The following is a 25687-nucleotide window of genomic DNA, read 5'->3' as shown; positions in this document are numbered from 1 at the left end:
TGCCATGCCCAACATCAACGACACCGACGCACCTGAAAGCCAGGACAACAACCCGCTCTCGCACCTGTTCGATAACAACCTGAAGTGGGTCGATCGCAAGCTCTCGGAAGACGCCGAATACTTCTCTCGCCTCGCGCACCAGCAAGCGCCCGAATATCTGTGGATCGGCTGCTCGGACTCGCGCGTGCCGGCCAACCAGATCATCGGCTTGCCGCCGGGCGAGGTGTTCGTGCACAGGAACATCGCGAACGTGGTCGTTCACTCGGACCTCAACTGCCTGTCCGTGATCCAGTTCGCGGTCGACCTGCTGAAGGTCAAGCACATCATGGTCGTCGGGCACTACGGCTGTTCCGGCGTAGGCGCGGCGCTCGTGAGCCGGCGCGTCGGCCTGGCCGATAACTGGCTGCGTCACGTGGAAGACGTGCGCGACAAACACTCCGCGCTGCTCGAAGAATGGCCGATGGGCGTCGCGAGAAATCGCCGGCTGGTGGAGCTGAATACCATCGAACAGACGGTGAACGTGTGTCATACGACCATCCTGCGCGATGCGTGGGCGCGTGGTCAGGAGATCACCGTACACGGCTGGACCTACGGCGTGCATGACGGCCGTGTGCGCAACATGGGCATGATGATCGGCGGGTCGGAGGAAGTCGAACCGACCTACCAGCGATGCATCGCGGCGCTGGCGCGCGGTGGGGCGCATTCATCGGAGAACGATGTGCTCGCCTCCGATGCCGCCCGTCTCGGCGATGTCCCGGCTATTGTGAAAGGTGTGATCAAGGAGCTGAAACATGACTGATTTCGCAGATGATCCCGTGGTGATCGTGTCGGCTGTCCGTACGCCGATGGCCGCTTTTCAAGGTGACTTCGCCACGGTGACAGCGCCGCAACTCGGCTCGGTGGCCATCCGCGCCGCGGTTGAGCGCGCCGGGCTGAAGCCTGAGCAGATCGAAGAAGCCGTGATGGGTTGCGTGCTGCCCGCCGGACTCGGTCAGGCGCCTGCGCGGCAAGCCGCGCTCGGCGCAGGCCTGCCGCTGTCCGTCGGCAGCACCACGGTCAACAAGATGTGCGGCTCGGGCATGCGCGCCGCCATGTTCGCGCACGACATGCTGCTGGCCGGCTCGGCGGACGTGATTGTCGCGGGTGGCATGGAGAGCATGACCAATGCGCCGTATTTGTTGCCCAAGGCGCGCGGCGGCATGCGCATGGGTCACGGCCAGGTGCTCGATCACATGTTCCTCGATGGCCTTGAAGACGCGTACGAAAAGGGCCAGTTGATGGGCGCGTTCGCGGAACAATGCGCCGGGTCATATAAATTTTCGCGGGAAGCGCAGGACGCGTTTGCGGTGGAGTCGCTGCGTCGCGCGAAGCGGGCCAACGAAGACGGTTCATTCGATTGGGAAATCGCGCCCGTCACCGTTGCAGGACGCAAGGGCGATACCGTCATCGATCACGATGAGCAGCCGTTCAAGGCGAATATCGACAAGATTGCGACGCTCAAACCCGCGTTCGCGAAAGATGGCACGGTGACGGCTGCCAATGCATCGTCTATTTCCGATGGCGCCGCCGCACTCGTGATGATGCGGGCATCGACGGCGAAACGGCTCGGCGTCACGCCGCTCGCGCGGGTCGTCGGACACAGCACTTTCGCGCAGGAACCGGCGTTGTTCACGACTGCGCCTGTTGGTGCGATCCGCAAGCTGCTGGATAAAAACGGCTGGCGCGCGAACGAAGTCGATCTCTTCGAGATCAACGAAGCGTTTGCCGTCGTCGCGATGGCTGCCATGCAGGAACACGACTTGCCCCACGACAAGGTCAACGTCAACGGCGGCGCTTGTGCGTTGGGGCATCCGATCGGCGCATCGGGCGCGCGGATTCTCGTTACGCTGATCGGCGCATTGCGTCAGCGCGGATTGAAACGCGGCGTGGCGAGCTTGTGCATCGGCGGCGGGGAAGCGACGGCGATGGGTATCGAACTGGTTTAGAGCATCGTGCAGGAGAACGTCATGAAAACCGTATTGATCGTGGGTGCATCGCGCGGACTCGGCCACGAATTCGCGCGAGGATATTGCCGCGATGGCTGGCGCGTGCTCGCCACCGCTCGCGATGCCGCGTCGCTGAAAGCACTCGACGCCATGGGCGCAAAAACCTTCTCGCTCGATACAACTCAACCTGAGCAGATCGCCGCGCTTGGCTGGCAACTCGATGGCGAGAAACTCGATGTCGCGATCATCGTGTCGGGCGTCTATGGTCCGCGAACTGAACACGTGGAAACCGTGCTGCCGGAGGATTTCGATCAGGTCATGCATACCAACGTCCGCGGTCCGATGCAACTGCTGCCCATTCTCCTGCCGCTCACCGACGCCGCGCATGGCGTGCTCGCCGTACTGTCCAGCAAGATGGGCGGTATCGCGGAGATGAACGGGACGGCGGGATGGCTGTATCGCGTGAGCAAGGCTGCAGTGAATGCGGCGTTGAAGGCGACATCGCTGGAAGCGCGCGGCTCGACTTGCATCGCGTTGCATCCGGGATGGGTGCGCACCGGGATGGGCGGCGCGTCGGCGGCGATCGAACCGGCACACAGCATCTCCGGAATGCGCGCGGTGATTGCAGCGGCTGCGGCGAACCCTAAAAAATTCAACGGCTCGTTCGTGCAGTACGACGGTACGCCGCTCTCGTGGTGAACGCCGTATATTAGTAAGGCATCCGAAGTTAGCGTTTCAATCAAACGCTCTCTCAACCGTTCATCAAACGAAAAGGACATGAAGTGGCGTATCAAGTACATGGCGTGGCGTCATCGGGGAATTGCTACAAGGTCCGGCTTGCGCTCGAACAACTGAGCCGGCCGTATGTCTGGCATGAGGTCGACATGATGAACGGCGCCACGCGCACCGAAGCGTTTCGTCAGCTGAATCCGAACGGCAAGGTTCCAGTGCTGCAGATCGATGAGCACACGTGCCTGTTCGAATCGGACGCGATCCTGTATTACCTCGCTGAAGGCACGCCGTTGCTGCCCACGGACCGTCTCTCGCGGGCGCGCGTCCTGCAATGGATGTTCTTCGAGCAGTACAGCCACGAACCCAACATCGCGGTTGCGCGCTTCATCCTTCAGTTCGTCAAACATCCTGACGATCCTCGCCTGCCCGAGAAAACCGCTGGCTCGTATCGTGCGCTCGACGTGATGGAGACGCATCTCGCGACGCGGACGTATTTCGTCGATGAGCAATACACCATCGCGGACATTGCGCTGTATGCGTACACCCATGTCGCCGATGACGCCAACCTCGACCTCGGCCGGTATCCGGCCATTCGCGCATGGCTTGCGCGCGTGAAAGCGCAGCCGCGGCACATCGAAATGCCCGGTGTCGACGTATGACACAAGTAGTGGAATGCCCTTGCGGCGGCGCGTCGCCGGGGTCGAGCAATGCGAAACGCCCGCCTCGCTACGCGGATTGCTGCGGGCGGTTCATGGAAGGCGGCGCGCCGGCGGGCAACGCGATGGAGCTGATGCGTTCGCGCTACAGCGCCTACGTGCTTGGCAACACGGCGTATTTGCGCGCGACCTGGGCCGAGAAAATCTGTCCCCGCGACCTGGAAACCTCCGCCGATCCCACCACCCGATGGCTCGGCTTGCGGATAAAACGCCACACGCCCGTTGACGCAGATCACGCCGAGGTCGAATTTGTCGCGCGCTACAAGCTTGGCGGCCGGGCGTTCCGGCTGCATGAGACGAGCCGGTTCGAACGCGATGCTGCCGGGTTGTGGCGTTATGTCGACGGTGATCTTCGCGATTAGAACGCCGTAGCCGCAAATTTCGCTGCATCGCGGCAATAATTTCCTTAACGTCTGCTTTCGCCTAAAAATTAGCGTGCCGCGCGGGTACTTTCTAATTGCGCCTATTCATTTTGTCCGGGTACTCTAGCTTTTCGCCAGTCGCTGGAGAATGATATTAAGTTGCTGTTTCATAAGCCAAATATCTGTCAGCGCGCCGGTGTTGCGTATTGAAGCCCATTGTCTTGTCTATTCGGGACATGACTTGACGATCCGACCAGCGATACTGATTGACAGTACAAACGTCCGGATCGATGGATTGTGACAATAAGCTGGCTCGTGCTTTGGGAAATCAGCCGGGTCGAGAAGCGGATGGGGTTTCGGGGATGGCATTTAGGCAAGTGTTGTCAGGCTGTGTCGTGGTGTGTGCGCTCGCGGCGGTGTCCGCCTCGGCGCTTGCAGAGCCGTTCCCGGGCGCGCAGCAGTACGCGAACCTCGAGGCACCCGCCTTCGGCACGGCGCCGCCATCGTTCGACCCATCGCTTCCCGTTGTCGACGCGAACCTCAACGAGTCCGTCATCGAAGTACCTTCAGGCGACGTCTCGCTTGAAACCACCATCTTCAAACCTGACGGCCCGGGTCCTTTCCCGATGGTCGTCTTCAATCACGGCAAGCTCCCTGGCAATGCGCATGAGCAGCCGCGCGCGCGTCCGATTGCGCTTGCGCGTGAATTCGTGCGCCATGGTTATGTGGTTGTCGTGCCGAATCGCCGTGGCTTTGCGGAATCGGGCGGCGAATATACCGGTAACGGTTGTGATGTCGAAGCCAACGGTTTCACGCAGGCGCGCGACGTGGCGGCCACGGTGGCTTACATGGACAAGCAACCGTTTGTCGACAGCCAGCACGTGGTGGTGGCGGGCGCTTCGCATGGCGGGCTGGTGACCATGGCGTATGGCGCGCGCGATGCGCTTGAGGAAAAAGGCGTGCGTGGTCTCATCAATTTCTCTGGTGGTCTGCGTCAGGACGAGTGTCCTGGCTGGCAGAAAAACCTGACCAGCGCGTTTGGTGAATACGGTGAGCATGTGAAGTTGCCGTCGTTGTGGATGTACGGGAGCAACGACTCCGTGTGGCAGGGCGACTTGCCTGATGAAATGTTTGCGTCGTATAGCGCGCACGGTGCGAGGGCCGACATGGTCGATTTCGGCGCGTATAAGAACGATGCGCATCGGCTGGTTGGGGATCGTGATGGTGTCGCGATCTGGTGGCCGCGCGTGAAGGCGTTCCTTGAGGATGTCGGTATGCCGACGGATCGGCAATATCAGGTTTCGGATCCGCGGGAGCCATCGCCGACGGGTTATGCGACTGTCGATGCGGTGACTGCGGTGCCGTTCCTTGATGAGCGGGGCCGTGAGGGTTACCAGAACTTTCTGCATCAGTATTCGAGCCGCGCGTTCGCGGTGTCGGATTCGGGTGCGTGGTCGTGGGCGGAAGGGGGTGACGACCCGATGGCGGTGGCATTGAATGGGTGCCAGAAGCAGAGCAGCGATCCATGCCGGTTGTATGCCGTTAATAACGCCGTGGTGTGGAAGGATCGGAATGTTGCGCAGACGCAGACAGCCTCGCGATGAGGGGCCTTTGAGTCCAGCCAAAGGCTGGTGGCTGGGGTTTTGGGGGTGGTCGGGTGGGGTTAGTGCTGGGGCGGTGCTAGGTTCCGGCGTTAGTGGTCGGAGTCAATGCCGGGTTGCTGCTTTCCGCGTTAGTGGTCTGCAAGAGTTGGATTTTCTCTTTATCACTATTAGCCACTGTGCGTGGCGGCACGTCATTTCTTTGTCCAAAGCGACAAAGAAACGAAGCAAAGAAAACGCTTTCAACCACGCTACCCTAAGTGTCCACTGAGGTTCCCTCGATATTTCGTCTTCCAGTAGGTGGAACTTATGCAGCTTGCTCGCCCTGATTTTGTTCACTGATCCAGCGGTCGAGATACTGGATTGGTGACCTGTAGCCGAGCGTTGAATGCTGCCGTTTGCGGTTATAAAAGACTTCAATATAGTCGAAGCTCGCCGCCTTCATTTCGGCGTGTGTGGCGTAACGCACGCCATGATACCGCTCGTTTTTAAAGCTGTTAAACCAGCTTTCAGTGGGGGCGTTGTCCCAGCAGTTGCCCTTGCGACTCATCGAGCAGGTCATGCCATATTCTTTGAGCTTGTCTTGGAACGCGTGGCTGGCATATTGGCTGCCCCGATCCGAGTGATGCATGACGCCCGCGGCCGGCCGGCGGCGAAACCAGGCCATCGCCAACGCGTCCGTCGCAATGTCTGCCGTCATGCGCGGCTTGAGCGACCAGCCAATTACCTCGCGGTTGAACAGGTCCAAAACGACAGCCAAATACAGCCAGCCCTCGTCGGTCCAAAGGTACGTGATGTCCGATGTCCAGACCTGGTTCGGCGCTGCCGGAGTGAAGTTGCGATCGAGCAGGTTCTCAGCCACCGGCAAGCCGTGCTTTGAGTCCGTGGTGACCTTGTAGCGCCGCTTGTGACGAGCGTGGATGCCATTCTCACGCATGAGCCTTTCGACTCGCTGCTTGCCGGCGCTGAAGCCTCGCAGGCGCAATTCACGCATCATGCGCGGACTGCCGTAAGCGCCCTTGAGTTCGGCATGAATGGCGCCAATCAAGGCCAGCATTTGATCATCGGTCAACCGCTTGCGATCAGGCGTGCCGCCGCGCTTCCACGCTCTGTAGCCACTGATGCTAACGTCGAGCACCACGCACATTTCAAGCAGCGCGAACGCCTTGATATGCGTGCCAATCCAGGCGTACTTCACAGAACATCCCGCGCGAAGTACGCCGCTGCTTTTTTTATGATCTCGTTCTCCCGCTTCAAGCGAGCGACCTCGGAGCGCAGGTGGGACAGCTCCATTGCTTCCGGCGTGACGACCTTGCTGCCAGCCCCCGTCAGCTTGCCCGCCACAGCGGCCTTAATCCAGTTGCGCAGACTCTGGCTGCTCAAGCCGAGCTCCTTCGCCGCTTCCGTGATCGTCTGTCCATCGCTCACGCGTTTGACAGCAAGTTCCTTGAACTCTGCCGTGTACGCCTTTTTCGGTATCTTCTTCATTTCTAGTCTTTCCAAAGTAACGTCAATTTTACGTCACCTGTGGAAGGCTAAATTTCGGGGGAAGCTCACACAGCGTGCAGTTTTCATTCATAGGTGCCCCAAAAGCACGGTGCTCGCCAGAGCGCCGGATGTGTGAACCCCTCTTTCTCCGAACACGGATACCCACACGCTTCGCCACCAGTGATTGAACCTGCCCAAGGGACACCCCGCGCTATCCGCGGATAACCTCCCTCCAAATATGTACGCGCCTCGAACCACGTCGCCAACCCTGCTGGAAACGAGGTCGCGAAGATGCGGGCGGCCGTAACCGACGAAGATAGCTGTACAGAACGCGCAGCCAATTCACAAAAACTGAAGCAGTAAACACAAACACGCATGAAGCTCTAGCCAAATGAATACGGTCGCACAGACCAGGTAGCTAACCTGTCAAAAAGCCGCAGCCGTAAATATCTGTAAGGCCGTGCGGGTTCATTGGCAATTGTGCTTGCCCGAGAGCGTACGGGGCGAAGCGTGTTCGTGTCAGGATTCGCGAGAAGGAGGGGTTCAAACATCCTTCGCTCTGGCGAGCACCGTGCTTTTGGGGCACCTATGAATGAAAACTGCACGCTGTGGACACTTAGGGTAGCGTGGTTGAAAGCGTTTTCTTTGCTTCGTTTCTTTGTCGCTTTGGACAAAGTTAGTATGACTTCCGTGAGCAGTAAGGGCTGGCCCCCGTGACAGAGCTAAAACCATCTCGTTATACAGAAGTGTCATAGCCGTCGCGCAAGATCTGGATGGTGATCACAGCGTCCATGACTCGCTGCATGCCAATCCACAGCGTTTTCGCGCCCGGTTCGCCGTCGCTCTTGCGCCCAAGAAATCCGCCCAGCGAGCCGACCATCCGTATCATCTGGTTGAGCGTCGGTGGTTTTTTCGGACGCGCCTTCTTACAGAGCACGTGAGCGCCGTGTATCTCGTCAGCGGCGAAGAACAGCGACGCATCCAACTCCGGACAGGTTCTGCCAACACGTATGAGCCGCGCAATACGCCACGATACGACCATGTACAGCGCGAGCGCCTTCTCCACCCGCTCCATCTGTGAGAGTTGCAGCGCCTCGACCCGGCAGGCGTTCTTCAGGACGTTGAAGAACATTTCTATTTCCCACCTCGCGCGGTACCAGTCAACGAGTTCGATGAGGGCATGCGCATCGCCCGCTTCGCGGTTGGTCACAAGACGCCAGATGACGGGCTTCACACCCGCTGGCGCATCCACTTCATACGCCTCGACGCAGGTGAGCGTGACACCGGCACGCCCGGGCAGCGTGACGCGCTGGCTACGCAGTTCCTGCCTTACTTCACGCGCCTTCTGGCCGCTGCGCCCGGGCAGCACGAAACTGATGTGGCCGAGCACCTTACTGGCGTGCACTGTTTCCCACAAACTTGCTTCGCCCTTGAGCGCGCGATTGTGCTGCGAGCGAATCAGCCAGTCCGCCGGTTCACCCAGTTCCTGCGCACGCTGCATGAGCGCGGCGATATCGCCTTCACGATCGGCCACATACACCAGTCGCGTGTCAGGCACAGCCCGTGCCTGTTCGGCCACGATCTCATAGCTTTCGATCCACCGCACACTTTCCTTGACACCGCCACGCCTGCCGTTTGCATCGCGCGGCTCGCGCGCCCACATCCATGCATTCATCACACCCAGCGGCTCCCGATCCGGTGTCACCGCATAGGTCGCGTGAAGATACATGCCCACCTGTGCTTCATAACAGAGCGGGCCGGCCCCTTCGATATCCTGACCGTTAAAGTTCAACTCTGTCGTATCGGCTATGCACAGCACCACCGGCAACTGCCCCATGCGTGCCGTGGTACGGTCCCAATGCGGCTGCATCATGTCGCGCCAGTCGATGTGCTCATTGCCCAGAAAGCGATATGCCGCGATCGTCTCGGCCCAGCCTTCGCACGCGCCCGGAATGCTGGCCGTGGGCCGGCTGGCGAACCGTTTGACCAGCTCCTTCGCGCGCCGGTCTCGCCGTGGATCACCCAAATCCAGCGTTTCAAATTCCTCGTCCACCCATGCTCCTGCGTCGTCTCGGATCTTCATGCCGAAAATCTGAGAGTAAACGCCAAATCCGCATTGTTAACAACCCCCTTCTGACAACTTTGTTACTCCGTCATCGTTGCCGCAGGTGTCGAGTTGTGTATAAGGAGATGAGCTAAAACACGCGGGTTAGCATAGCGCCAGAGCCGTAACAGTGAGGGCGAACCCGTCACTCATAGGTTTTGTTTCCAACACGGAGGCCAGCATGCAAAACGATATCACGTTATTTGTCGGACTGGATGTTCACAAAGACTCGATTACAGTTGCCTACGCGCTGGGCAGCGGCGAAGTCGAAGTGCTCGGCAAGATCGGCACGCGCTCTCGCGATATTGATCAGTTATGCAAAAAGCTTCAATCCAAGGCTCGCCACGTAAAAATCGTTTATGAAGCCGGTCCTCTGGGCTATGACCTGCAGCGCCGCCTCGCTGCCAAAGGCTTCGAGTGCATGGTGTGCGCCCCCTCGCTGATCCCGCGCAAAGCCGGCGATCGCGTGAAGACCGACCGCCGCGACGCGCTCAAACTCGTGCGCTCACTGCGCGCGGGCGACCTCAGCGCAGTGCATGTGCCCACCGTCGAAGACGAAGCGTTTCGCGATCTTGCGCGTGTCTGGGCCAGTACGCGCGATGCCCTCAAACGCGCCCGCCAAGCGTTAAAATCGTTCCTGCTCGCCCACGCCGTGCGATACGCGGGCACGGCGAACTGGGGGCCGGCGCATCGACGCTGGATCAGCAAGTTCTCGTTCGGCAACGCATGGCAGGACCTCGCCTTCACCGAGTTGCGCCGCGCGATCGAAGACCGGTTTGCGCAGTGCGAGCGGCTTGAGTCGGCCTTGCGCGAAGCGGTGCCGCAGTGGCGCTTTTATCCCGCCGTGCTCGCCCTGCAAACCATGCGCGGCATCAAGTTCACCACCGCCGTTGGCTTGCTCTCGGAGATCGTCGATGTGACGCGCTTTGCCCATCCTCGGCAGTTGATGGCGTGGCTCGGCATAACGCCTTCAGAATACTCGTCGGGGGGCAGCCGGCGCCAGGGCAGCATCACCAAGACGGGCAATTCGCTTGCGCGAAAGTTGCTGATCGAGGCCGCCTGGAGTTATCGGCATACGGCTCGCGTGAGTCCCGAGATTCAGCAGCGTCATGAGGGTGTGCCCAAGGTGATTATCGATCGCGCCTGGGACGCGCAGTTGCGTCTGTGTGGGCGCTTTAGAAGAATGGTGGCGAAGGGCAAACTCAAAAACGTGGCGGTCGTCGCGATCGCTCGCGAACTCGCCGGGTTTATCTGGGACATCGCCCGTCTGGGCATGGAGCAGGCGATCAACAACTCCAGAGCGGCTGTCTAAACCAGCAAAAAACAGTTTTGCAATCATCGAAAAGGCAGTTTCCTGAAGGCGGCGTAGCCCGGCATCAGAGTTACCCGCGGCATTTCTTTGCAACGGCTTATCAACGGTTCACGCCGACTTGCGCACAAAGTTAGCGGCAGGCTCACGAGACGGATCACTGTAATGCGGTAACCAACCCGCGAATATCAGATTGATTCACCGTCGAGTGTTACTGCTACGCCGCCCTCAGGAAATTGTAGGAAGAGAAAAGATGACCACAGCTAAAAACACCTGTTGACACGGAAAGTCATATCAGTTACCCGCGGCATTTCTTTGCAACGGCTTATCAACGGTTCACGCCGACTTGCGCACAAAGTTAGCGGCAGGCTCACGAGACGGATCACTGTAATGCGGTAACCAACCCGCGAATATCAGATTGATTCACCGTCGAGTGTTACTGCTACGCCGCCCTCAGGAAATTGTAGGAAGAGAAAAGATGACCACAGCTAAAAACACCTGTTGACACGGAAAGTCATATCAGAAATGACGTGCCGCCACGCACAGTGGCTAATAGTGATAAAGAGAAAATCCAACTCTTGCAGACCACTAACGCGGAAAGCAGCAACCCGGCATTGACTCCGACCACTAACGCCGAAAGCAGCAACCCGGCATTGACCCTGACCACTAACCCCAGAACCGACCACCCCAGCATTGCCCCCGACCACCAACCCCAAAACCTAGCATCAACCCCGACCGCCACGCCGAAACCCACGAGTAACCAACCATCCCCCACCCCATCCCCCGCCCGAGTGCGAACGGAAAATAGGCGAAATAGCCCCTAAACCCGACCAAGACCCTCCACGATAAGCGAAGTTAGCCGCATCGCCACGCAATCGCCCAACGCGTCCCACGCCCGCCGGAGGCACCATGGGCTCCTAAAATCGAATCCCGCGACAAATTTAGAGATAATTGGTGCTCAGCGAAACACCGTGTCGCGTACATCGAGAAACCCCAATGACCGATGCAATGAACCTGCAGCGCCTGAAAGTCACCGTCGACGGCTACGTCGCACGCGTCACGCTCGATCGCCCCGACGTCCGCAACGCCTTCGACGAAGCCACCATCGTCGAATTGACCGCCGCTTTCCGCGCGCTCGCCGACGACTCCGCCATCCGCGTCATCATCCTCGCCGCGAACGGCCCCGCATTCTGCGCAGGCGCCGACCTCAACTGGATGAAACGCATGGCGGCGTACTCGGACGCAGAAAATCGCGCCGATGCACTCGGCCTCGCCACCATGCTCAACACCCTCTATACCTGCAACAAACCCGTGATCGCGCAGGTCCAAGGCGACGCGTACGCAGGCGGCATGGGCCTTGTAGCCGTCGCCGATATTGCAATCAGCGCAGAATCAGCACACTTCTGTTTGTCAGAGGCGAAGCTCGGGCTGATGCCCGCCACCATCGCACCCTACGTGATCCGGGCAATCGGCGCGCGCGCATCGCACCGATACTTCGTGACCGCCGAACGTTTCGATGCCGCCGAAGCACTGCGCATCGGCCTCGTGCATCAGGTCGTTGCAGCAGACGCGCTGGATGCCACCGTCGATGCAGTCGCAGCCGCGATCGTCGCCAACAGCCCGAATGCAGTGCGCGAGTGCAAACAACTGGTGGTCGATCTGGCGGACAAGGCGATCGATGAAACGCTGATCTCGGACACCGCCGACCGTATCGCACGAATTCGCGCCTCGGACGAAGGGCGCGAAGGCGTGCGCAGTTTTCTGGAAAAGAGCAAGCCGTCGTGGCTTGCCTGAATGTGATCGGGAGCGTTGCCAGAGTTCGCCCACGCGCATGATTGGCCGCTCCCCTGGAGTCGTTTTGAACCTGAATAACCAGCCAAAGCCTGCACCCGATGACTGGGTTGCACGCTCGCTACGCGCCGTATGGCATCCGTGTACGCAAATGAAACATCACGAGCGCACGCCGCTCGTGCCCATCGCTCGCGGCAAGGGCGCGTGGCTCTACGACCACGACGGCCATCGCTATCTCGATGCCATCAGCTCGTGGTGGGTCAACATCTTCGGCCACGCGAATCCTCACATCAATGCCGCGCTGAAGGACCAGCTCGACACGCTCGAACACGCGATGCTCGCCGGTTGCACGCACGAACCCGCCGTCCTGCTCGCCGAGCGTCTGCACACGCTGACGCAGCGCACGCTGGGCCATGCGTTCTTCGCGTCTGACGGCGCGTCGGCAGTCGAAATCGCGTTGAAGATGAGCTTCCACTTCTGGCGCAACAGCGGCCGCACGGAGAAGCGCGAATTCGTGTGCCTCGCGAACAGCTATCACGGCGAGACCATCGGCGCGCTCGGCGTAACCGACGTCGCGTTGTTCAAGGACGCCTACGATCCGCTGATTCGCCACGCGCACGTGGTGACATCGCCGGATGCTCGCCAGGCACGCGAAGGCGAGACGGCGCGCGATGTCGCCCAACGCGCGCTCGCCGATATGAAAACCCTGTTCGACGCCAAAGCCTCGCAGCTTGCGGCCGTGATCGTAGAGCCGCTTGTTCAATGCGCCGCCGGCATGGCGATGCACGATCCTTCGTATTTGAAGGGCTTGCGTGCATTGTGCGATGACTACGGCGTGCATCTCATCGCCGATGAAATTGCTGTCGGCTGTGGTCGCAGCGGCACGTTCTTCGCGTGCGAACAGGCTGCGATCTGGCCGGATTTCTTGTGTTTATCGAAGGGAATCAGCGGCGGGTATTTGCCGTTGTCCATTGTGCTGACACGCGATGAAATCTACGCTGCGTTCTACGATGACGACATGACACGCGGTTTCCTGCACTCGCATTCGTATACGGGCAACCCGCTCGCCTGTCGCGCCGCTTTGGCGACGCTCGACCTGTTCGACAGCGCAAACGTGCTTGAAGAAAACCGCCGCAAATCGTCTGTGTTGCGCGCAGCGCTGAGCCCGCTTCAAGATCATCCGCATGTCAGGAATCTGCGGGAACGCGGCACGATCTTCGCGTTCGACGCCATCGTTGAAGACCCCACTCAAGCACGCTCATTCTCGCGGCGTTTCTTCGAAAACGCCTTGAAACACGAGCTATTGTTGCGACCGATAGGCAAGACCGTCTATCTGATGCCGCCGTACATCCTCAGCGATGACGAACTCGCGCTGCTCGCCGAACGCACGCGCACTGTCTTCGACGCCACGTTATCGGAGGCTGCATGAGCACTACATCGCCCGCTCTTTTCGACACCCTGAAACAAGGCCTCGCCGATATCGAGCGCAACGGTTTGCGTCGTCGCCGACGCATCGCCGACAGCGCCTGCGCCGCTCACATGACGGTGGACGGACGCGAGATCATCGGCTTTGCGAGTAACGATTATCTCGGCCTCGCGGCTCATGAAACCTTGCGCGAAGCACTTGCCGAAGGCGCGCAAAAATATGGCGCGGGCAGTGGGGGATCGCATTTGCTCGGCGGCCATTCGCGCGCGCATGCGCAGCTTGAAGATGACCTCGCGGCGTTCTCCGGTGGTTTCGTCGACCAGGCGCGCTCGCTGTACTTCAGCACCGGCTACATGGCAAATCTCGCGACGCTGACTACGCTCGGCGCTGTGAGTAAGTCAGGCGGTCGCGACACGCTGATGTTCTGCGACGCGTTGAACCACGCATCGCTGATCGATGGCGCGCGTTTGTCCCGTGCGCAAATTCGCATCTATCCTCATGCCGACGCAGAAGCGCTCGGCGCCCTGCTCGATGCATCGGCGAATGAGGGCGGCACGAAGATCATCGTGACGGATTCGGTCTTCAGCATGGACGGCGATATCGCCCCGCTTGGCTCGCTGCTCGAGCTGGCTGAGCGTCACGGCGCGTGGCTGGTTGTCGACGATGCGCACGGTTTCGGCGTGCTCGGTCCGCAAGGCCGCGGCGCGCTGGCTGAGGCCGCGTTGCGCTCGCCACATCTTGTGTACGTCGGCACGTTGGGCAAGGCAGCAGGCGTGTCCGGCGCGTTCGTGATCGCGCATGAGACGGTGATCGAATGGTTCGTCCAGCGCGCGCGGCCGTACATCTTTACGACGGCATCGGCGCCGGCGGTGGCGCATGCGGTGTCTGCCAGTTTGAAGATTATCGAAGGACATGAAGGCGACGCAAGACGTGCGCATCTGGCTACGTTGATCGACAGTACGCGCGCCATGCTAAAGCGCACGCGATGGTCGCCCGTAGATTCGCATACGGCGGTGCAGCCGTTGATTATTGGCGGCAATGAAGAGACGCTGAGGCTCGCCGCCGCCCTCGATGAATACCGCATGTGGGTGCCCGCAATCCGGCCGCCGACCGTGCCCGTTGGCACATCGCGTCTGCGCATTTCACTCTCGGCCGCGCATAGCCACGACGACCTCGCGAAGCTCGACAACGCACTGCAAACCTTGAGCAATCGATCATGACCGCGCCGCTCTCGCTCTTCGTCACCGGCACCGATACCGAGATCGGCAAGACGCTCGTTTCCGCCGCTTTGCTGCATGGTTTTGCCAAGCTCGGCCTGCGCGCCGCCGCGATGAAACCCATCGCGGCGGGCGCGTTCGAACGCGACGGCGAGTGGCACAACGAAGACGCCGATCAACTCGATGCCGCCGCGAACGTTGCACTGCCACCATCGATACGTACGCCATTCCTGCTTAAGGAAGCCGCCGCGCCGCATATCGCGGCGGCGCGCGAGAACGTGTCGCTGGATATTGCGCGCATCGTGGAGGCGCACCAGTTCGCCGTTCAGCAAGCGGACGTGGTCGTGGTGGAAGGCGTGGGCGGATTCCGCGTACCGCTCACCGAGGTCCACGATACCGCCGACCTCGCGTTCGCATTAAACCTGCCGATTGTGCTGGTGGTCGGCATGCGGCTCGGCTGCATCAGCCACGCGTTGCTGAGCGCTGAGGCTATAGCAGCGCGTGGGCTGCGTCTGGTGGGCTGGGTGGCTAACCAGATCGATCCCGCCATGCTGTTTCCCGCTGAAAACATCGAGGCAATCCGGCTGCGGCTGGACAGTCAATACAATGCGCCATTGCTCGGCACGATTCCCCGCCTCACGCCGCCGGATGCGCGCGCGGCTACGCCTTATCTAGATACCTCCCTGCTGCTGGACACACTTCGTTCAGCCGGCGCGGGCCAGTAATTCATCGTTATCTGCACAATGAAAAGGATCCTCACATGACGCAAGTGCAATCCACCGAAAAGACAACGCAGTCCTCCGCTCAACCCGCCGCACCGCAAACGCTGGCGCGCTGGCGCGTGGCGGATATCGTCGCGCTCTACGACCTGCCGTTCAACGACTTGATGTTTCGCGCGCAGGCTGTGCATCGCGAACATTTCGATGCCAACACAGTTCAGCTCTCCACGCTGCTGTCGATCAAGACCGGCGGTTGCCCGGAAGATTGCGCGTATTGCCCGCAGTCATCGCATCACGACACGGGGTTGAAGGCCGAAAAACTGATGGCCGTCGATGAAGTCCTGAAGGCCGCCGAAATCGCCAAGGCGAACGGCGCGACGCGGTTTTGTATGGGCGCGGCATGGCGCAATCCGAAGGACCAGCATCTGGAACCTATCGCCGACATGATTCGCGGCGTGAAGGCGATGGGCTTGGAAACCTGCGTGACGCTCGGCATGCTGGAAGCGCATCAGGCGGAACGTCTGCGCGACGCCGGGCTGGATTACTACAACCATAACCTCGATACATCGCCGGAGTTCTACGGCCAGATCATCTCGACGCGGACGTATCAGGATCGTCTGGATACGCTCGAACATGTCCGCGATGCCGGCATCAACGTATGTTGCGGCGGGATTGTCGGCATGGGTGAAACGCGGCGCGAACGAGCCGGGCTGATCACGCAACTGGCGAACATGGAGCCGTATCCGGAATCAGTGCCTATCAACAATCTGGTGCAGGTTGAAGGCACGCCGCTGACGGGTACCGCGCCACTGGACCCGTTTGAATTCGTGCGCACGATCGCGGTTGCGCGCATCACGATGCCCAAGGCAATGGTGCGGTTATCGGCGGGACGCGAGCAGATGGATGAAGCGTTGCAGGCCCTGTGTTTCCTGGCCGGCGCGAACTCGATTTTCTACGGCGACCAGTTGCTGACGACGAGCAACCCGCAGGCTGAAGCCGACCGGAAATTGCTGGAGCGTTTGGGGATGCGCGCGGAAGCGTCGCAGCAGATGCAAGCGGCCGAGACTTGTGAGGTGAAGTGCGGGCATGCGCAGGTGCAGTGATCGACAAGCGGCTTGATTCACTGATCCAAGCCGTGAAGGGTCAGGCAACACCCGGTTGATGTCCAGAATCCCCCGCGATCGTCAGATCCCGGGGGATTTTCATTTGCTCGCACGTTATCTACTCGCCATAAGAGGTAGAAAGATGCCCACTAAGCAGCTAAAACGAGCTTAAAGGGCAATAAATTACCTCTTAAAGTTAACAGCACTTTAAAAGGCATCTACTATAATCAGTAATAAATTGCCTCTTAACCTCGTATTTCGATTTAAGAGGCGTAATCTTGCCTATAAATGCAAACGTCGTTGTGAAGACAAGCCATACACCATCGGAACTCGAAGCCCAGATCGGTGAAAGCCTGAAAAAACTCAGGCTGAGCCGAAACATCGACCAACAGACTTTGGCCGAGCGAGCGGGCATCAGCGCGCGTTCCCTCAGAAGTCTCGAGAACGGTGGCGGCTCCTCGCTTAAATCGCTGGTATCTGTACTCAGGGCGCTCGACCGGGACGATTGGCTCACTACCATCGCGCCAATTGCGACAGTCAATCCCATGACCATGGTGCGCAACGCTGCTCCACGCCAACGCGCACGCAAGCGCGCCGCCAAACCCCCGAAGTAATTTGAATTCGACCAGCAGGAGCCCGCCGTGAGTACGGAAAAGAATCAACCAGCGAAAAAGAAGGCGGCTCCGTACAAGCACGTTGACCGCGTAGAAGTGTACTTATGGGACCAGTTGATGGGCGCAGTCGCCCTCGATCCCGCGTACGGCTACTACGTGTTTGCCTACGCGCCGGAGTTTGTAGACCGGGGCGTCGAGCCATCCCCGCTGCACATGCCGCTGAGCCTTGAACCGTACCTTTTCGCCGACCTTCCAGACGCAACCTATAAGCGCCTTCCCGCCCTCCTGAGCGACGCCTTGCCTGACGACTTCGGTAATGCGTTGATCAACCGCTACATGGCAGATCACGGTATTCCTGCGTCAGGCGTGACATCGATTGACCGCCTGGCGTACATGAGCAACCGCGCAATGGGCGCACTCACCTTCAGACCGGCACGCGGTCCGGCCTGGCACAAGCCGACATCCATCCAGCTCAGTCACCTCGTCAATGAGGCCCGCAAAGCCGTCACCGGAACAATCGACGACGATGACCACACGAGTGCCGCGCTTCGAAGCATTATCGACGTCGGTACCTCTGCTGGTGGCGCACGCGCAAAAGCCGTCATTGCCTGGAACCCGTTTACCAACGAGATTCGCTCGGGGCAGCTAGAGGCACAGGAAGGTTTTCAGCACTGGCTCCTCAAGTTCGACGGCATGGGAGAGGACAGTGAACTGGGTACACCACAGGGATATGGACGCATTGAGTACGCCTATCATCTGATGGCGCGTGCAGCGAACATGACCATGTCCGAGTGCCGGCTGCTTGAAGAAAGCGGCCGGGCGCATTTCATGACACGGCGCTTTGACCGGGAAGGAACCAACATCCGGCACCACATGCAGACGTTGTGCGCGCTCGATCACGTCGACTACAAGAAGAAGGGCACCAACGCGTACTCGCAACTCTTCACTACCATGCGCCAGCTGGATTTGCCCTATGCGGAGATGGAGGAAGCATTCCGTCGCATGGTGTTCAACGTGATGGGCCGCAACTGCGATGACCATACGAAAAACTTCTCGTTCCGGCTGCGACAAGGCGCACCGTGGGAACTGACTCCTGCCTACGACGTGACCTTCGCGCATAACCCGAACGGCGAATGGACAAACCAGCACCTCATGTCGGTGAACGGCAAGTTCAAGGGCTTTACTGAAGATGACCTGCTTGCCGAGGCGGAGCGTTTCGGGGTCGGCACTGCGCGAAACGTCATCAAGGAGGTGCGCCTGGCTATTACTTCCTGGCCGACTTTCGCAGAGCGAGCCGGCATAGCGGATAAACAAATGAAGGACATTGGGCGCCAACATTTGCTACTGCAGTAGCGGCGTCGCGAAATCTTTCGCGAGCGCTCGCGTCAAGCGGGCAGTACCTCGTTGGTATCGCCACCCTCAATTCTTATCCACAATCACCTGATCGAACGTGCCGCCATCGGAGAAATGGGTTTGCTGCGCTTTCTGCCAGTTGCCGAAAACCTGTTCCACCGTGAACGTCTTGATCGGTTTGAATTCGCTTGCGTGCTTCGCCAGCACCTCGGCGTTACGCGGCCGCAGATGATGCTGCGCGATGATTTCCTGCGCCGCCGGCGTCCACAAATAGTCCAGGTACGCCTGCGCTTCCTTGCGCGTCCCACGCTTGTCGACAACCTTCGCAACCACCGCGACCGGCGGCTCGGCTAACAAACTCACCGACGGATACACAGCGTCGAAATCCTTTCCGCCCGCCCCCGTATCCATCAACGCGACTTCGTTTTCAAACGTCACCAGCACGTCGCCAATACCGCGTTGCGTGAATGTTGTCGTAGCACCTCGACCGCCCGTATCCAGCACCGGCACGTTCTTGAAGATGGCTTTCTCGAACGCTTGAGCCTGTTCATCGGTTGCGCCTTGCTGCTTCTTGTAGCCCCACGCCGCCAGATACGCATAACGCCCGTTGCCCGACGTCTTCGGATTCGCGATCACGACCTGCACGCCGGGACGCGCGAGATCGCTCCAGTCCTTGATGTTTTTCGGATTCCCATGGCGCACGAGAAATACCATGGTGGTGGTGTACGGCACCGCGTTATTCGGCAGAAGCGTGCGCCAGTTGGCCGGTACAAGGCCGCCGCGCTCGACCAGCAAATCGATGTCGTTCGGCTGGTTCATCGTGACCACGTCGGCCTGCAGACCCTGCATCACCGACAAAGCCTGCGCACTCGACGCCCCATGCGACTGGCGCACGGAAAGCGTCTCGCCGGTCTTCTGTTTATAGTCGGCAATAAACGCGGTATCGATGTCCTTGTATAACTCGCGCGTGACGTCGTAAGAGACGTTGAGCAACGCCGTATCCGCGTGTGCCAACGTAGTAAGACCCAACGCCGCGATTGCTGCCCAGTGCTTCAAACCCGCCATACATCCCCCGATTGTTCGAATAGTGAAAACCGCTGCAAAGCGGCGATTCTATCGAAAAGCCGGGGCTTTAATGCATCGGACACCTCATCCATAAGCCGCCTGTTCGATGTGCTCGAAGTCGTCGAAGTGGTCCGACACATCGGGTTGCGCCGCGAAATGCGCCGGGGCCGCGCAATGAATCAAGGTATCGACGAAATATTTCGCGCGCGGCCACGGGCCGAACCCCGCTGCCGTGTTGATGTGCCCGGAATCGCCGAGATTCACGAACGCGCTGCCAAACTGGCTCGCGAGACGCATCGCCTGGTCGAAGGGCATCCACGGATCGGTCATGCTCGCAATCAGCACCGATGGCACCCCAAGGCGGCGCGGCTCGAATGCCCCGGCGAACCGGAACTTGTCCGGACTGGCAGGCGCGACAAACAGCACGCCGGCCACGGCGTCGCCGGTCAGCCCTTGTACGATCGCGTGTGCGGCCGCGAGACAACCGAAACTATGCGCGGCAAGAATCACCGGACCATGAACGCTCGTCACCGTATCCGCAACGGATTGCGCCCACGCATCGAGTTGAGGCGCGTCCCAGTCGGCCTGCTCGACGCGTCGCGACTTCGGTAATTGCCGTTCCAGCCAGGTTTGCCAGTGCGCGCCCTCGCTGCCGTGCAGACCGGGCACGGTCACGAGCCGCGGCGGCCAGGGAGATGTGCTGCATGAACTCATGTGAACCTCGCTGCTGGCTCGTAGCCAGCATGGTGAGGAACAATTCTGCTGCGTGAGCGCGTCCGTGCGAACCAAGTTTTCGTCATTTGGTTATCGGCGGCAATCGGACGATGCGGCGGCGTGGTTTCTCGCGCTACGCGTGTTAATCGGCAAAACCGCGGCAAAACCCTGCGAAACCACGGCGAAACCGTAAAATAGGCTTAATTTCGGACACAATTCAACGATCAATCCGCGCCCTTACCCCGTGAATACGAACCTTCGATGAAGATCATTCTCTACGAGCACCACGCCGAGGCCCCGCTCTGGCTCGACGATCTCTCCCGCGCGCTTCCCAGCGCCGATGTCCGCCTGTGGCAACCCGGCGATAACGCCCCCGCCGACTATGCGGTCGTCTGGCGTGCACCGCCCGAGTTGTTCGCGAACCGGCCGGATCTGAAGGCGGTGTTCAATCTGGGCGCGGGTGTCGATGCGATCCTTGAGGTCGAACGCAAGCAACCGGGCACCCTGCCGCCCAACGCGCTGCTCGTGCGCCTGGAAGACAGCGGCATGGGCCATCAGATGGTCGAATATGCGGCCCACGCGGTGCTGCGTTACCTGCGCCGCCTGGACGAATACGATGCGCTCCAGCGCGAGCATCGCTGGCAAAAACTGCCGCCCTATGCGCTGAAGGACTTCACCATCGGCGTGCTGGGCATGGGCGTTCTCGGCGCGCGGGTCGCGCAGGCGCTGACGGCGTTCGGCATGCCCGTGCGCGGTTTCAGCCGTACCAAGCGGGATATCGAAGGCGTCAAGACCTTCGCCGGCGACGAACAGTTCGAGTCATTCCTCGACGGCACGAGAGTGCTCATCAACCTGCTGCCGCATACACCGGATACCGAAGGCATCCTGAACAGGCACACGTTCGAACGGCTTGCACCCGGCGCGTATCTCGTCAACCTGGCACGCGGCGGGCATCTTGTAGACGACGATCTGCTGCACGCCATGCAGATCGGCCAGATCGCCGCCGCGACACTCGATGTATTCCACACCGAACCGTTGCCGGACAATCATCCGTTCTGGCGCACGCCACGCCTCACGATCACGCCGCACATCTCCGCCGAAACCCTGCGCGAGGAAAGCATCGAGCAGATCGCGAACAAGATCATGGCGCACGCGCGCGGCGAGCCGATATCCGGCATAGTCGATGTGAAACGCGGTTACTGAGCTACAAGGATTTATAGGTATTCAAAGGAGACAGGCATGCTACCCGCCAAAGTGAAAATCGTCGAAGTGGGACCGCGTGACGGCCTGCAGAACGAGAAGGAATTCGTCGCGACCGACATCAAGATCGAACTGGTGAATCGGCTGGCAAACGCGGGTTTCCAGAACGTCGAATCGGTGTCCTTCGTCTCGCCGAAATGGGTGCCGCAAATGGCGGACGCCGCGGCTGTGATGGCCGGCATCGAGCGGCGTCCGGGCACGATTTACTCGGCGCTCACGCCGAACCTGCGTGGCTTCGAAGCGGCGCTGGAAGCGAAGGCCGATGAAATCGTCATCTTCGGCGCGGCCAGCGAAGCGTTCTCGCAGAAGAACATCAACTGCAGCATTGCGGAAAGCATCGCGCGCTTCGAACCCGTCGCGAAGGCGGCGAAAGAAGCGGGCCTGCGTTTGCGCGCCAGTATTTCGTGCGCGCTGGGTTGCCCGTACCAGGGCGACGTGCCAATTGATGCTGTCGTCGATGTCGTGCAGCGCATGAAGGCGCTCGGCTGTGATGAAATCGATATTGCCGACACCATCGGCGTGGGCACCGCGGGCCGCACGCGCGAGGTGATGGCGGCGGTATCGAAGGTGTTTCCACGCGAACGGCTCTCAGGCCATTTCCACGATACCTACGGTCAGGCGGTCGCGAATATCTACGCGTCGTTGCAGGAAGGCATCGAGATTTTCCACGCCTCCGTGGCGGGACTTGGCGGTTGTCCGTATGCGAAAGGCGCGACCGGCAACGTCGCGACCGAGGACGTGATCTTCATGCTCAACGGACTGGGCATTGAAACCGGCGTCGATCTCGATCAGCTCGTGGATATCGGTGATTTCATTTCGCGGGCGATCGGCAAGCCGAGCGCGTCGCGAGTGGGACGCGCGTTGCTCGCGAAAAAACGCGATGGTCTGGCTGCCTGCGTTTGACGGCCGGCGCATTACTTTGGACTTTGGACCTTGGATAAAACACGATGAACGAAACACTCGACGCCCTGCCCGAATCCGCTCGCCGCGTGGCGCTCCTGCTGCAGGAACGCGGACACGCCAGTCCCGTCGTGATGCTCGCCGAAACCGGCAAGACATCGGCCGAAGCGGCGGCCGGCCTGGGCTGCTCGGTCGCGCAAATCGCCAAATCGATTCTGTTTCGCCGCAAGAAAGACGACGCGCCGGTGCTCGTGATTGCGAGCGGCGTGAATCGTGTGGACGAAAAGAAAGTGGCCGAACGGGTCGGCGAACTCGCCCGCGCCGACGCCAGGTTCGTCCGCGAGAAAACCGGCTACGCGATCGGCGGCGTGTGCCCGATCGGCCATGCCACGCCGCCGCTGACGCTGATCGATGAAGACCTGCTCGCGCTTGACAGCCTCTGGGCCGCCGCCGGTCATCCGCACGCGGTGTTCAACCTGACGCCGCAGGAACTGGTTGCGCTGACGGGCGCGCCCGTCGCCGATGTCGCATTGCGCGAGACGGCGTGATGACTGAGGCCGTTGCATCGCCGTGTATCGATGTATGCAGGATGAATCCATCAACAGGACTCTGCGACGGCTGTTTTCGCACGATCGATGAAATTGCGGGCTGGTCTTCCTTCGATGACACGCAAAAGGCGGCGGTCCTGAAGCTAGCGGAGGCGCGAAAAAAAGGGCCGCGTGTGGTGCGCATCGGCGAGCAATTCACGGCCACGCTGGCGTTGCCGCCCGATTCCATCAAGTCGTTTGCCACGCTGGTCAACGATCACAACCCGCTGCATCACGACGATGCCTATGCCGAAGCCAGCCGCTTCGGTTCGCTGATCGCGTCGGGCACGCAACCCACGGCGCATTTGATGGCGATGATCGCGACGCATTTTTCCACCTACGCCCAGCCGCTCGGCCTTGAATTCGGCATCAAGCTCGTGCGGGCGGTCAAGGCGAATGACGTGCTCGCGATGAGCTGGCAAGTTATTGAAGCACACTGGAAACCGAGCTTGAACGGCGATCTCGTGAAGCTGGAAGGTCAGGCGCTGAATCAGCACGGCGAGGTCATGGTCAAGGCGAGCGCGACCATCGTGGTGATGCCGAAAGGGCCAGGCACATGATCACGTTACCGGCGTCCATGCGGGTGTTTGAGCGCGGCTGGCTGTCGTCGAATAACGTGTTCTTTATCGATAACGCCCGCACCGCGCTGGTCGATACCGGCTACGCCACTCACGCGCCACAGACGCTGGCACTCGTGCGGCAAGCGCTTCGCAATGAACGCAATGAACGCACACTCGATCTGATTGTGAACACGCATCTGCATTCGGACCATTGCGGCGGCAATGCGCTGCTGCAATCCAGCTTCGTCTGCGAGACGCTCATTCCACAAACAGAGGCTGACGCCGTGCGTGAATGGGATGAAGACAGGCTCACGTTCCGCGCGACCGGGCAGACCTGCGAGCGTTTCGGTTTCACCGGCACGATTGCGCCGGGCGCGACGCTCCGGCTTGGCGGCCTCGACTGGTCGGTGCTCGGCGCGCCCGGTCACGATCCGCATTCGCTGATGTTGTATTGCGCTGAAGAACGGCTGCTGATCAGCGCCGACGCGCTGTGGGAAAACGGCTTCGGCGTGATCTTTCCCGAACTGGAAGGCGAAAGCGGTTTCGCGGAACAACGCGCGGTGCTCGAGCTGATCGCCACACTGGACGTGAGGGCGGTGATTCCTGGCCACGGCGCGCCGTTCACGGATGTATCGAAGGCGTTGGATATCGCTTTCTCTCGAATCGATTATCTGCGTGCCGATCCCGCGCGCAACGCGAAGAATGCGCTGAAGGTGTTGATCGTGTTCAAGCTGATGGAGTTGCGCTCGATGCCCGTCAGCGAGTTGTTGCTGCTCGTAGATCAAGCCGGGGCCATGCGCGCCGCCGCTAACCTGCTCTCCGATGATCGTCCGGGATTGGTGCGCAAGTATCTCGCCGAATTGGCAACGAGCGGCGTGCTGAAGGTGGATGGCGAAACAGTGAAGATCAGCTGAATGCGAAAGCATGACACCGGACAGCCCAAAAGAAAGCCGCTTGTCAGCTATCGATTTGTCGTCGAACGGCCAGGCCCAAGCGGCGGAATTTTGTTGACGTGATCAGCGCCGACTGCATCGTAGCGCGCCTGTTTTTGAGACGCATCGGTGCTTTCCCTACAGACTTATAACAGCCGGCTAAACGTGCCATGACGCGCACACGCCGCGCCCTTTATGCAGCCTCGGTCGCCTCGAAAAACGCGAGCATTTCCGCAAGCAGTTCATCGGGTACTTCTTCCGGAATATAGTGGCCCGAAGGCAACGCCCGACCGCTGACATCGCGCGCGACACGACGCCATTCGGTCAACGGCTCAAAGCATTGTTCGATCACGCCTTCCTGCCCCCACAACACCCGCAGCGGACACGCGAGTTTGTTGCCGCATTCAATATCTGCGCGATCATGCTCGAGATCGATCGACGCCGACGCCCGATAGTCCTCGCACATTGCATGCACAGCGCCCGGCTGACGCAACGCGTCGCGGTATGCCTGCAAAGCGTGCGGCGCGAAGGGTGCAAGACCGGCATGGCGGCTGCCCATCACGCGCTCGATATACACGTCCGGATGCGCGCCGATCAGCAATTCCGGCAACGGCTCGGGCTGGATCAGGAAGAACCAGTGAAAATAGGCGGTGGCGAAGGCGCGATCGGTGGCGTCGTACATGGCGAGCGTTGGGGCTATGTCGAGCAGCATCAGGCGGTCGACAGCCTGCGGAAAATCCAGCGCCATCCGATGCGCCACCCGCGCGCCACGGTCATGCGCGCAGACCATGAAGCGCTCGAAACCAAAGTGCCGCATGACCGCGACCTGATCGGCGGCCATCGCGCGTTTCGAATAGGGTGTGTGCTGCGCGTCGCTGGGCGGTTTCGCCGATGCGCCGTAACCGCGCAGATCGGTCGCGATCACGGTGAAATGCTGTGCGAGAACGCCAGCCAGCCGATGCCAGATCTCATGGGTCTGCGGGTGGCCGTGAAGCAGGAGAAGCGGCGGCCCGTTACCGCCCTTCATGCCGAAGATGTCGACGCCCGCGGCATCGAAGGTGAACGGCTCGTAGTCTTCGAACGGCATGGCGTGAATATTCGCGTGACGGGAAAAGCATTGTAGGCGTCCTCGGCAATACTAAACTGCTT

24 protein-coding genes are annotated in these 25687 nt (G+C 60.2%); 19 read left to right on the top strand and 5 right to left on the bottom strand.

Translation table 11 applies throughout. The features are described from left to right. The first annotated feature begins 4 nt into the window (after window positions 1-4). From can to ACSQ8V_RS00800, 6 genes are all read left to right on the top strand, one after another. Window positions 5-799, top strand: a complete 795-nt coding sequence (gene can, locus ACSQ8V_RS00825; protein ID WP_436204621.1) for a carbonate dehydratase — start codon at window positions 5-7, stop codon at window positions 797-799. Beyond that, window positions 792-1985, top strand: coding sequence for an acetyl-CoA C-acetyltransferase (locus ACSQ8V_RS00820; protein ID WP_436204620.1), 1194 nt, complete (start codon window positions 792-794; stop codon window positions 1983-1985). Before can ends, ACSQ8V_RS00820 begins: the two co-directional genes overlap by 8 nt. 21 nt (window positions 1986-2006) lie before the next feature. Continuing rightward, on the top strand, window positions 2007-2684 hold the full coding sequence (locus tag ACSQ8V_RS00815; RefSeq protein WP_436204619.1) for an SDR family oxidoreductase: 678 nt from the start codon (window positions 2007-2009) through the stop codon (window positions 2682-2684). An 83-nt stretch (window positions 2685-2767) separates the two neighbouring features. Beyond that, on the top strand, window positions 2768-3376 hold the full coding sequence (locus ACSQ8V_RS00810) for a glutathione S-transferase family protein (RefSeq protein WP_436204618.1): 609 nt from the start codon (window positions 2768-2770) through the stop codon (window positions 3374-3376). Further along, window positions 3373-3795 carry a YchJ family protein gene (locus ACSQ8V_RS00805; protein WP_436204617.1) on the top strand — a complete coding sequence of 141 codons (423 nt, stop codon included), beginning with the start codon at window positions 3373-3375 and terminating at the stop codon, window positions 3793-3795. Before ACSQ8V_RS00810 ends, ACSQ8V_RS00805 begins: the two co-directional genes overlap by 4 nt. Before the next feature lie 362 nt (window positions 3796-4157). Beyond that, window positions 4158-5399: a dienelactone hydrolase family protein gene (locus tag ACSQ8V_RS00800; RefSeq protein WP_213764657.1), complete on the top strand. Its 1242-nt coding sequence runs from the start codon at window positions 4158-4160 to the stop codon at window positions 5397-5399. A gap of 304 nt (window positions 5400-5703) precedes the next feature. Here the strand turns inward: ACSQ8V_RS00800 and ACSQ8V_RS00795 are convergent. Both ACSQ8V_RS00795 and ACSQ8V_RS00790 read right to left on the bottom strand, forming a co-directional pair. Further along, a protein-coding gene (locus ACSQ8V_RS00795; protein WP_436204582.1) for an IS3 family transposase occupies window positions 5704-6884 on the bottom strand; the annotation gives its coding sequence in 2 pieces (ribosomal slippage) (window positions 5704-6632 and window positions 6632-6884; 1182 coding nt in all). Window positions 6885-7620: 736 nt separating this feature from the next. Then, window positions 7621-8967 (bottom strand): IS4 family transposase, encoded by a 1347-nt coding sequence (locus ACSQ8V_RS00790; RefSeq protein ID WP_436204616.1) that lies wholly within the window; start codon window positions 8965-8967, stop codon window positions 7621-7623. Between the two features lie 202 nt (window positions 8968-9169). On the opposite strand from ACSQ8V_RS00790, the gene ACSQ8V_RS00785 reads away from it, so the two are divergent. From ACSQ8V_RS00785 to ACSQ8V_RS00750, 8 genes are all read left to right on the top strand, one after another. Continuing rightward, a complete protein-coding gene (locus ACSQ8V_RS00785; protein WP_436180774.1) occupies window positions 9170-10300 on the top strand; it encodes an IS110 family transposase in 1131 nt (376 codons plus the stop codon). A 1005-nt stretch (window positions 10301-11305) separates the two neighbouring features. Beyond that, entirely contained in the window at window positions 11306-12091 is a 786-nt protein-coding gene (locus ACSQ8V_RS00780) for an enoyl-CoA hydratase/isomerase family protein (protein WP_436206569.1), read from the top strand. Between the two features lie 64 nt (window positions 12092-12155). Continuing rightward, window positions 12156-13517: an adenosylmethionine--8-amino-7-oxononanoate transaminase gene (gene bioA, locus ACSQ8V_RS00775; protein ID WP_436204615.1), complete on the top strand. Its 1362-nt coding sequence runs from the start codon at window positions 12156-12158 to the stop codon at window positions 13515-13517. Continuing rightward, a complete protein-coding gene (gene bioF, locus ACSQ8V_RS00770) occupies window positions 13514-14734 on the top strand; it encodes an 8-amino-7-oxononanoate synthase (protein WP_436204614.1) in 1221 nt (406 codons plus the stop codon). Before bioA ends, bioF begins: the two co-directional genes overlap by 4 nt. Beyond that, on the top strand, window positions 14731-15456 hold the full coding sequence (gene bioD / locus ACSQ8V_RS00765; protein WP_436204613.1) for a dethiobiotin synthase: 726 nt from the start codon (window positions 14731-14733) through the stop codon (window positions 15454-15456). The genes bioF and bioD overlap by 4 nt, the downstream gene beginning before the upstream one ends. 35 nt (window positions 15457-15491) lie before the next feature. Continuing rightward, window positions 15492-16553 carry a biotin synthase BioB gene (bioB, locus tag ACSQ8V_RS00760; protein ID WP_436204612.1) on the top strand — a complete coding sequence of 354 codons (1062 nt, stop codon included), beginning with the start codon at window positions 15492-15494 and terminating at the stop codon, window positions 16551-16553. 302 nt (window positions 16554-16855) lie between these two features. Then, window positions 16856-17167: a helix-turn-helix domain-containing protein gene (locus ACSQ8V_RS00755; protein WP_436204611.1), complete on the top strand. Its 312-nt coding sequence runs from the start codon at window positions 16856-16858 to the stop codon at window positions 17165-17167. Between the two features lie 27 nt (window positions 17168-17194). Beyond that, on the top strand, window positions 17195-18520 hold the full coding sequence (locus ACSQ8V_RS00750; protein ID WP_436204610.1) for a type II toxin-antitoxin system HipA family toxin: 1326 nt from the start codon (window positions 17195-17197) through the stop codon (window positions 18518-18520). A gap of 66 nt (window positions 18521-18586) precedes the next feature. On the opposite strand, the gene ACSQ8V_RS00745 is transcribed toward ACSQ8V_RS00750, so the two are convergent. Both ACSQ8V_RS00745 and ACSQ8V_RS00740 read right to left on the bottom strand, forming a co-directional pair. Beyond that, on the bottom strand, window positions 18587-19585 hold the full coding sequence (locus ACSQ8V_RS00745) for a sulfate ABC transporter substrate-binding protein (protein ID WP_436204609.1): 999 nt from the start codon (window positions 19583-19585) through the stop codon (window positions 18587-18589). A gap of 84 nt (window positions 19586-19669) precedes the next feature. Next, window positions 19670-20299 carry an RBBP9/YdeN family alpha/beta hydrolase gene (locus tag ACSQ8V_RS00740; protein WP_436204608.1) on the bottom strand — a complete coding sequence of 210 codons (630 nt, stop codon included), beginning with the start codon at window positions 20297-20299 and terminating at the stop codon, window positions 19670-19672. Window positions 20300-20560: 261 nt separating this feature from the next. On the opposite strand from ACSQ8V_RS00740, the gene ACSQ8V_RS00735 reads away from it, so the two are divergent. From ACSQ8V_RS00735 to ACSQ8V_RS00715, 5 genes are read left to right on the top strand one after another with little or no spacing between them, the layout of a single operon-like run. Continuing rightward, window positions 20561-21502, top strand: coding sequence for a 2-hydroxyacid dehydrogenase (locus tag ACSQ8V_RS00735; RefSeq protein ID WP_436204607.1), 942 nt, complete (start codon window positions 20561-20563; stop codon window positions 21500-21502). Window positions 21503-21538: 36 nt separating this feature from the next. Beyond that, a complete protein-coding gene (locus ACSQ8V_RS00730; RefSeq protein ID WP_436204606.1) occupies window positions 21539-22462 on the top strand; it encodes a hydroxymethylglutaryl-CoA lyase in 924 nt (307 codons plus the stop codon). Window positions 22463-22506: 44 nt separating this feature from the next. Beyond that, window positions 22507-23007: a YbaK/EbsC family protein gene (locus ACSQ8V_RS00725; protein ID WP_436180583.1), complete on the top strand. Its 501-nt coding sequence runs from the start codon at window positions 22507-22509 to the stop codon at window positions 23005-23007. A gap of 41 nt (window positions 23008-23048) precedes the next feature. Beyond that, window positions 23049-23606: a DUF1289 domain-containing protein gene (locus tag ACSQ8V_RS00720; RefSeq protein WP_436206568.1), complete on the top strand. Its 558-nt coding sequence runs from the start codon at window positions 23049-23051 to the stop codon at window positions 23604-23606. Continuing rightward, complete coding sequence (locus ACSQ8V_RS00715; protein WP_436204605.1) at window positions 23603-24520, top strand: MBL fold metallo-hydrolase; 918 nt, start codon at window positions 23603-23605, stop codon at window positions 24518-24520. The genes ACSQ8V_RS00720 and ACSQ8V_RS00715 overlap by 4 nt, the downstream gene beginning before the upstream one ends. Before the next feature lie 211 nt (window positions 24521-24731). Here the strand turns inward: ACSQ8V_RS00715 and ACSQ8V_RS00710 are convergent, their stop codons facing one another. After that, window positions 24732-25625: an alpha/beta fold hydrolase gene (locus tag ACSQ8V_RS00710; RefSeq protein WP_436204604.1), complete on the bottom strand. Its 894-nt coding sequence runs from the start codon at window positions 25623-25625 to the stop codon at window positions 24732-24734. Window positions 25626-25687: the final 62 nt, after the last annotated feature.

Origin of the sequence: Caballeronia sp. LjRoot31, from assembly GCF_964253885.1 — a bacterium.
Classification (GTDB): domain Bacteria; phylum Pseudomonadota; class Gammaproteobacteria; order Burkholderiales; family Burkholderiaceae; genus Caballeronia.
Note: the sequence above shows the minus strand (reverse complement) of the source record. Positions and strands in the feature narration are given on the sequence as shown.

Excerpts from the sequence above, each read along its gene's own strand:
- can (WP_436204621.1), top strand. The coding sequence starts at position 5 with ATGCCCAACATCAACGACACCGACGCACCTGAAAGCCAGGACAACAAC.
- ACSQ8V_RS00735 (WP_436204607.1), top strand. The coding sequence starts at position 20,561 with ATGAAGATCATTCTCTACGAGCACCACGCCGAGGCCCCGCTCTGGCTC.
- ACSQ8V_RS00720 (WP_436206568.1), top strand. The coding sequence starts at position 23,049 with ATGAATCCATCAACAGGACTCTGCGACGGCTGTTTTCGCACGATCGAT.
- ACSQ8V_RS00725 (WP_436180583.1), top strand. The coding sequence starts at position 22,507 with ATGAACGAAACACTCGACGCCCTGCCCGAATCCGCTCGCCGCGTGGCG.
- ACSQ8V_RS00800 (WP_213764657.1), top strand. The coding sequence starts at position 4,158 with ATGGCATTTAGGCAAGTGTTGTCAGGCTGTGTCGTGGTGTGTGCGCTC.
- bioB (WP_436204612.1), top strand. The coding sequence starts at position 15,492 with ATGACGCAAGTGCAATCCACCGAAAAGACAACGCAGTCCTCCGCTCAA.
- ACSQ8V_RS00780 (WP_436206569.1), top strand. The coding sequence starts at position 11,306 with ATGAACCTGCAGCGCCTGAAAGTCACCGTCGACGGCTACGTCGCACGC.
- ACSQ8V_RS00820 (WP_436204620.1), top strand. The coding sequence starts at position 792 with ATGACTGATTTCGCAGATGATCCCGTGGTGATCGTGTCGGCTGTCCGT.
- ACSQ8V_RS00740 (WP_436204608.1), bottom strand. The coding sequence starts at position 20,299 with ATGAGTTCATGCAGCACATCTCCCTGGCCGCCGCGGCTCGTGACCGTG.
- ACSQ8V_RS00730 (WP_436204606.1), top strand. The coding sequence starts at position 21,539 with ATGCTACCCGCCAAAGTGAAAATCGTCGAAGTGGGACCGCGTGACGGC.
- ACSQ8V_RS00745 (WP_436204609.1), bottom strand. The coding sequence starts at position 19,585 with ATGGCGGGTTTGAAGCACTGGGCAGCAATCGCGGCGTTGGGTCTTACT.
- ACSQ8V_RS00805 (WP_436204617.1), top strand. The coding sequence starts at position 3,373 with ATGACACAAGTAGTGGAATGCCCTTGCGGCGGCGCGTCGCCGGGGTCG.
- ACSQ8V_RS00710 (WP_436204604.1), bottom strand. The coding sequence starts at position 25,625 with ATGCCGTTCGAAGACTACGAGCCGTTCACCTTCGATGCCGCGGGCGTC.
- ACSQ8V_RS00785 (WP_436180774.1), top strand. The coding sequence starts at position 9,170 with ATGCAAAACGATATCACGTTATTTGTCGGACTGGATGTTCACAAAGAC.
- bioD (WP_436204613.1), top strand. The coding sequence starts at position 14,731 with ATGACCGCGCCGCTCTCGCTCTTCGTCACCGGCACCGATACCGAGATC.
- ACSQ8V_RS00715 (WP_436204605.1), top strand. The coding sequence starts at position 23,603 with ATGATCACGTTACCGGCGTCCATGCGGGTGTTTGAGCGCGGCTGGCTG.
- bioF (WP_436204614.1), top strand. The coding sequence starts at position 13,514 with ATGAGCACTACATCGCCCGCTCTTTTCGACACCCTGAAACAAGGCCTC.
- ACSQ8V_RS00815 (WP_436204619.1), top strand. The coding sequence starts at position 2,007 with ATGAAAACCGTATTGATCGTGGGTGCATCGCGCGGACTCGGCCACGAA.
- ACSQ8V_RS00790 (WP_436204616.1), bottom strand. The coding sequence starts at position 8,967 with ATGAAGATCCGAGACGACGCAGGAGCATGGGTGGACGAGGAATTTGAA.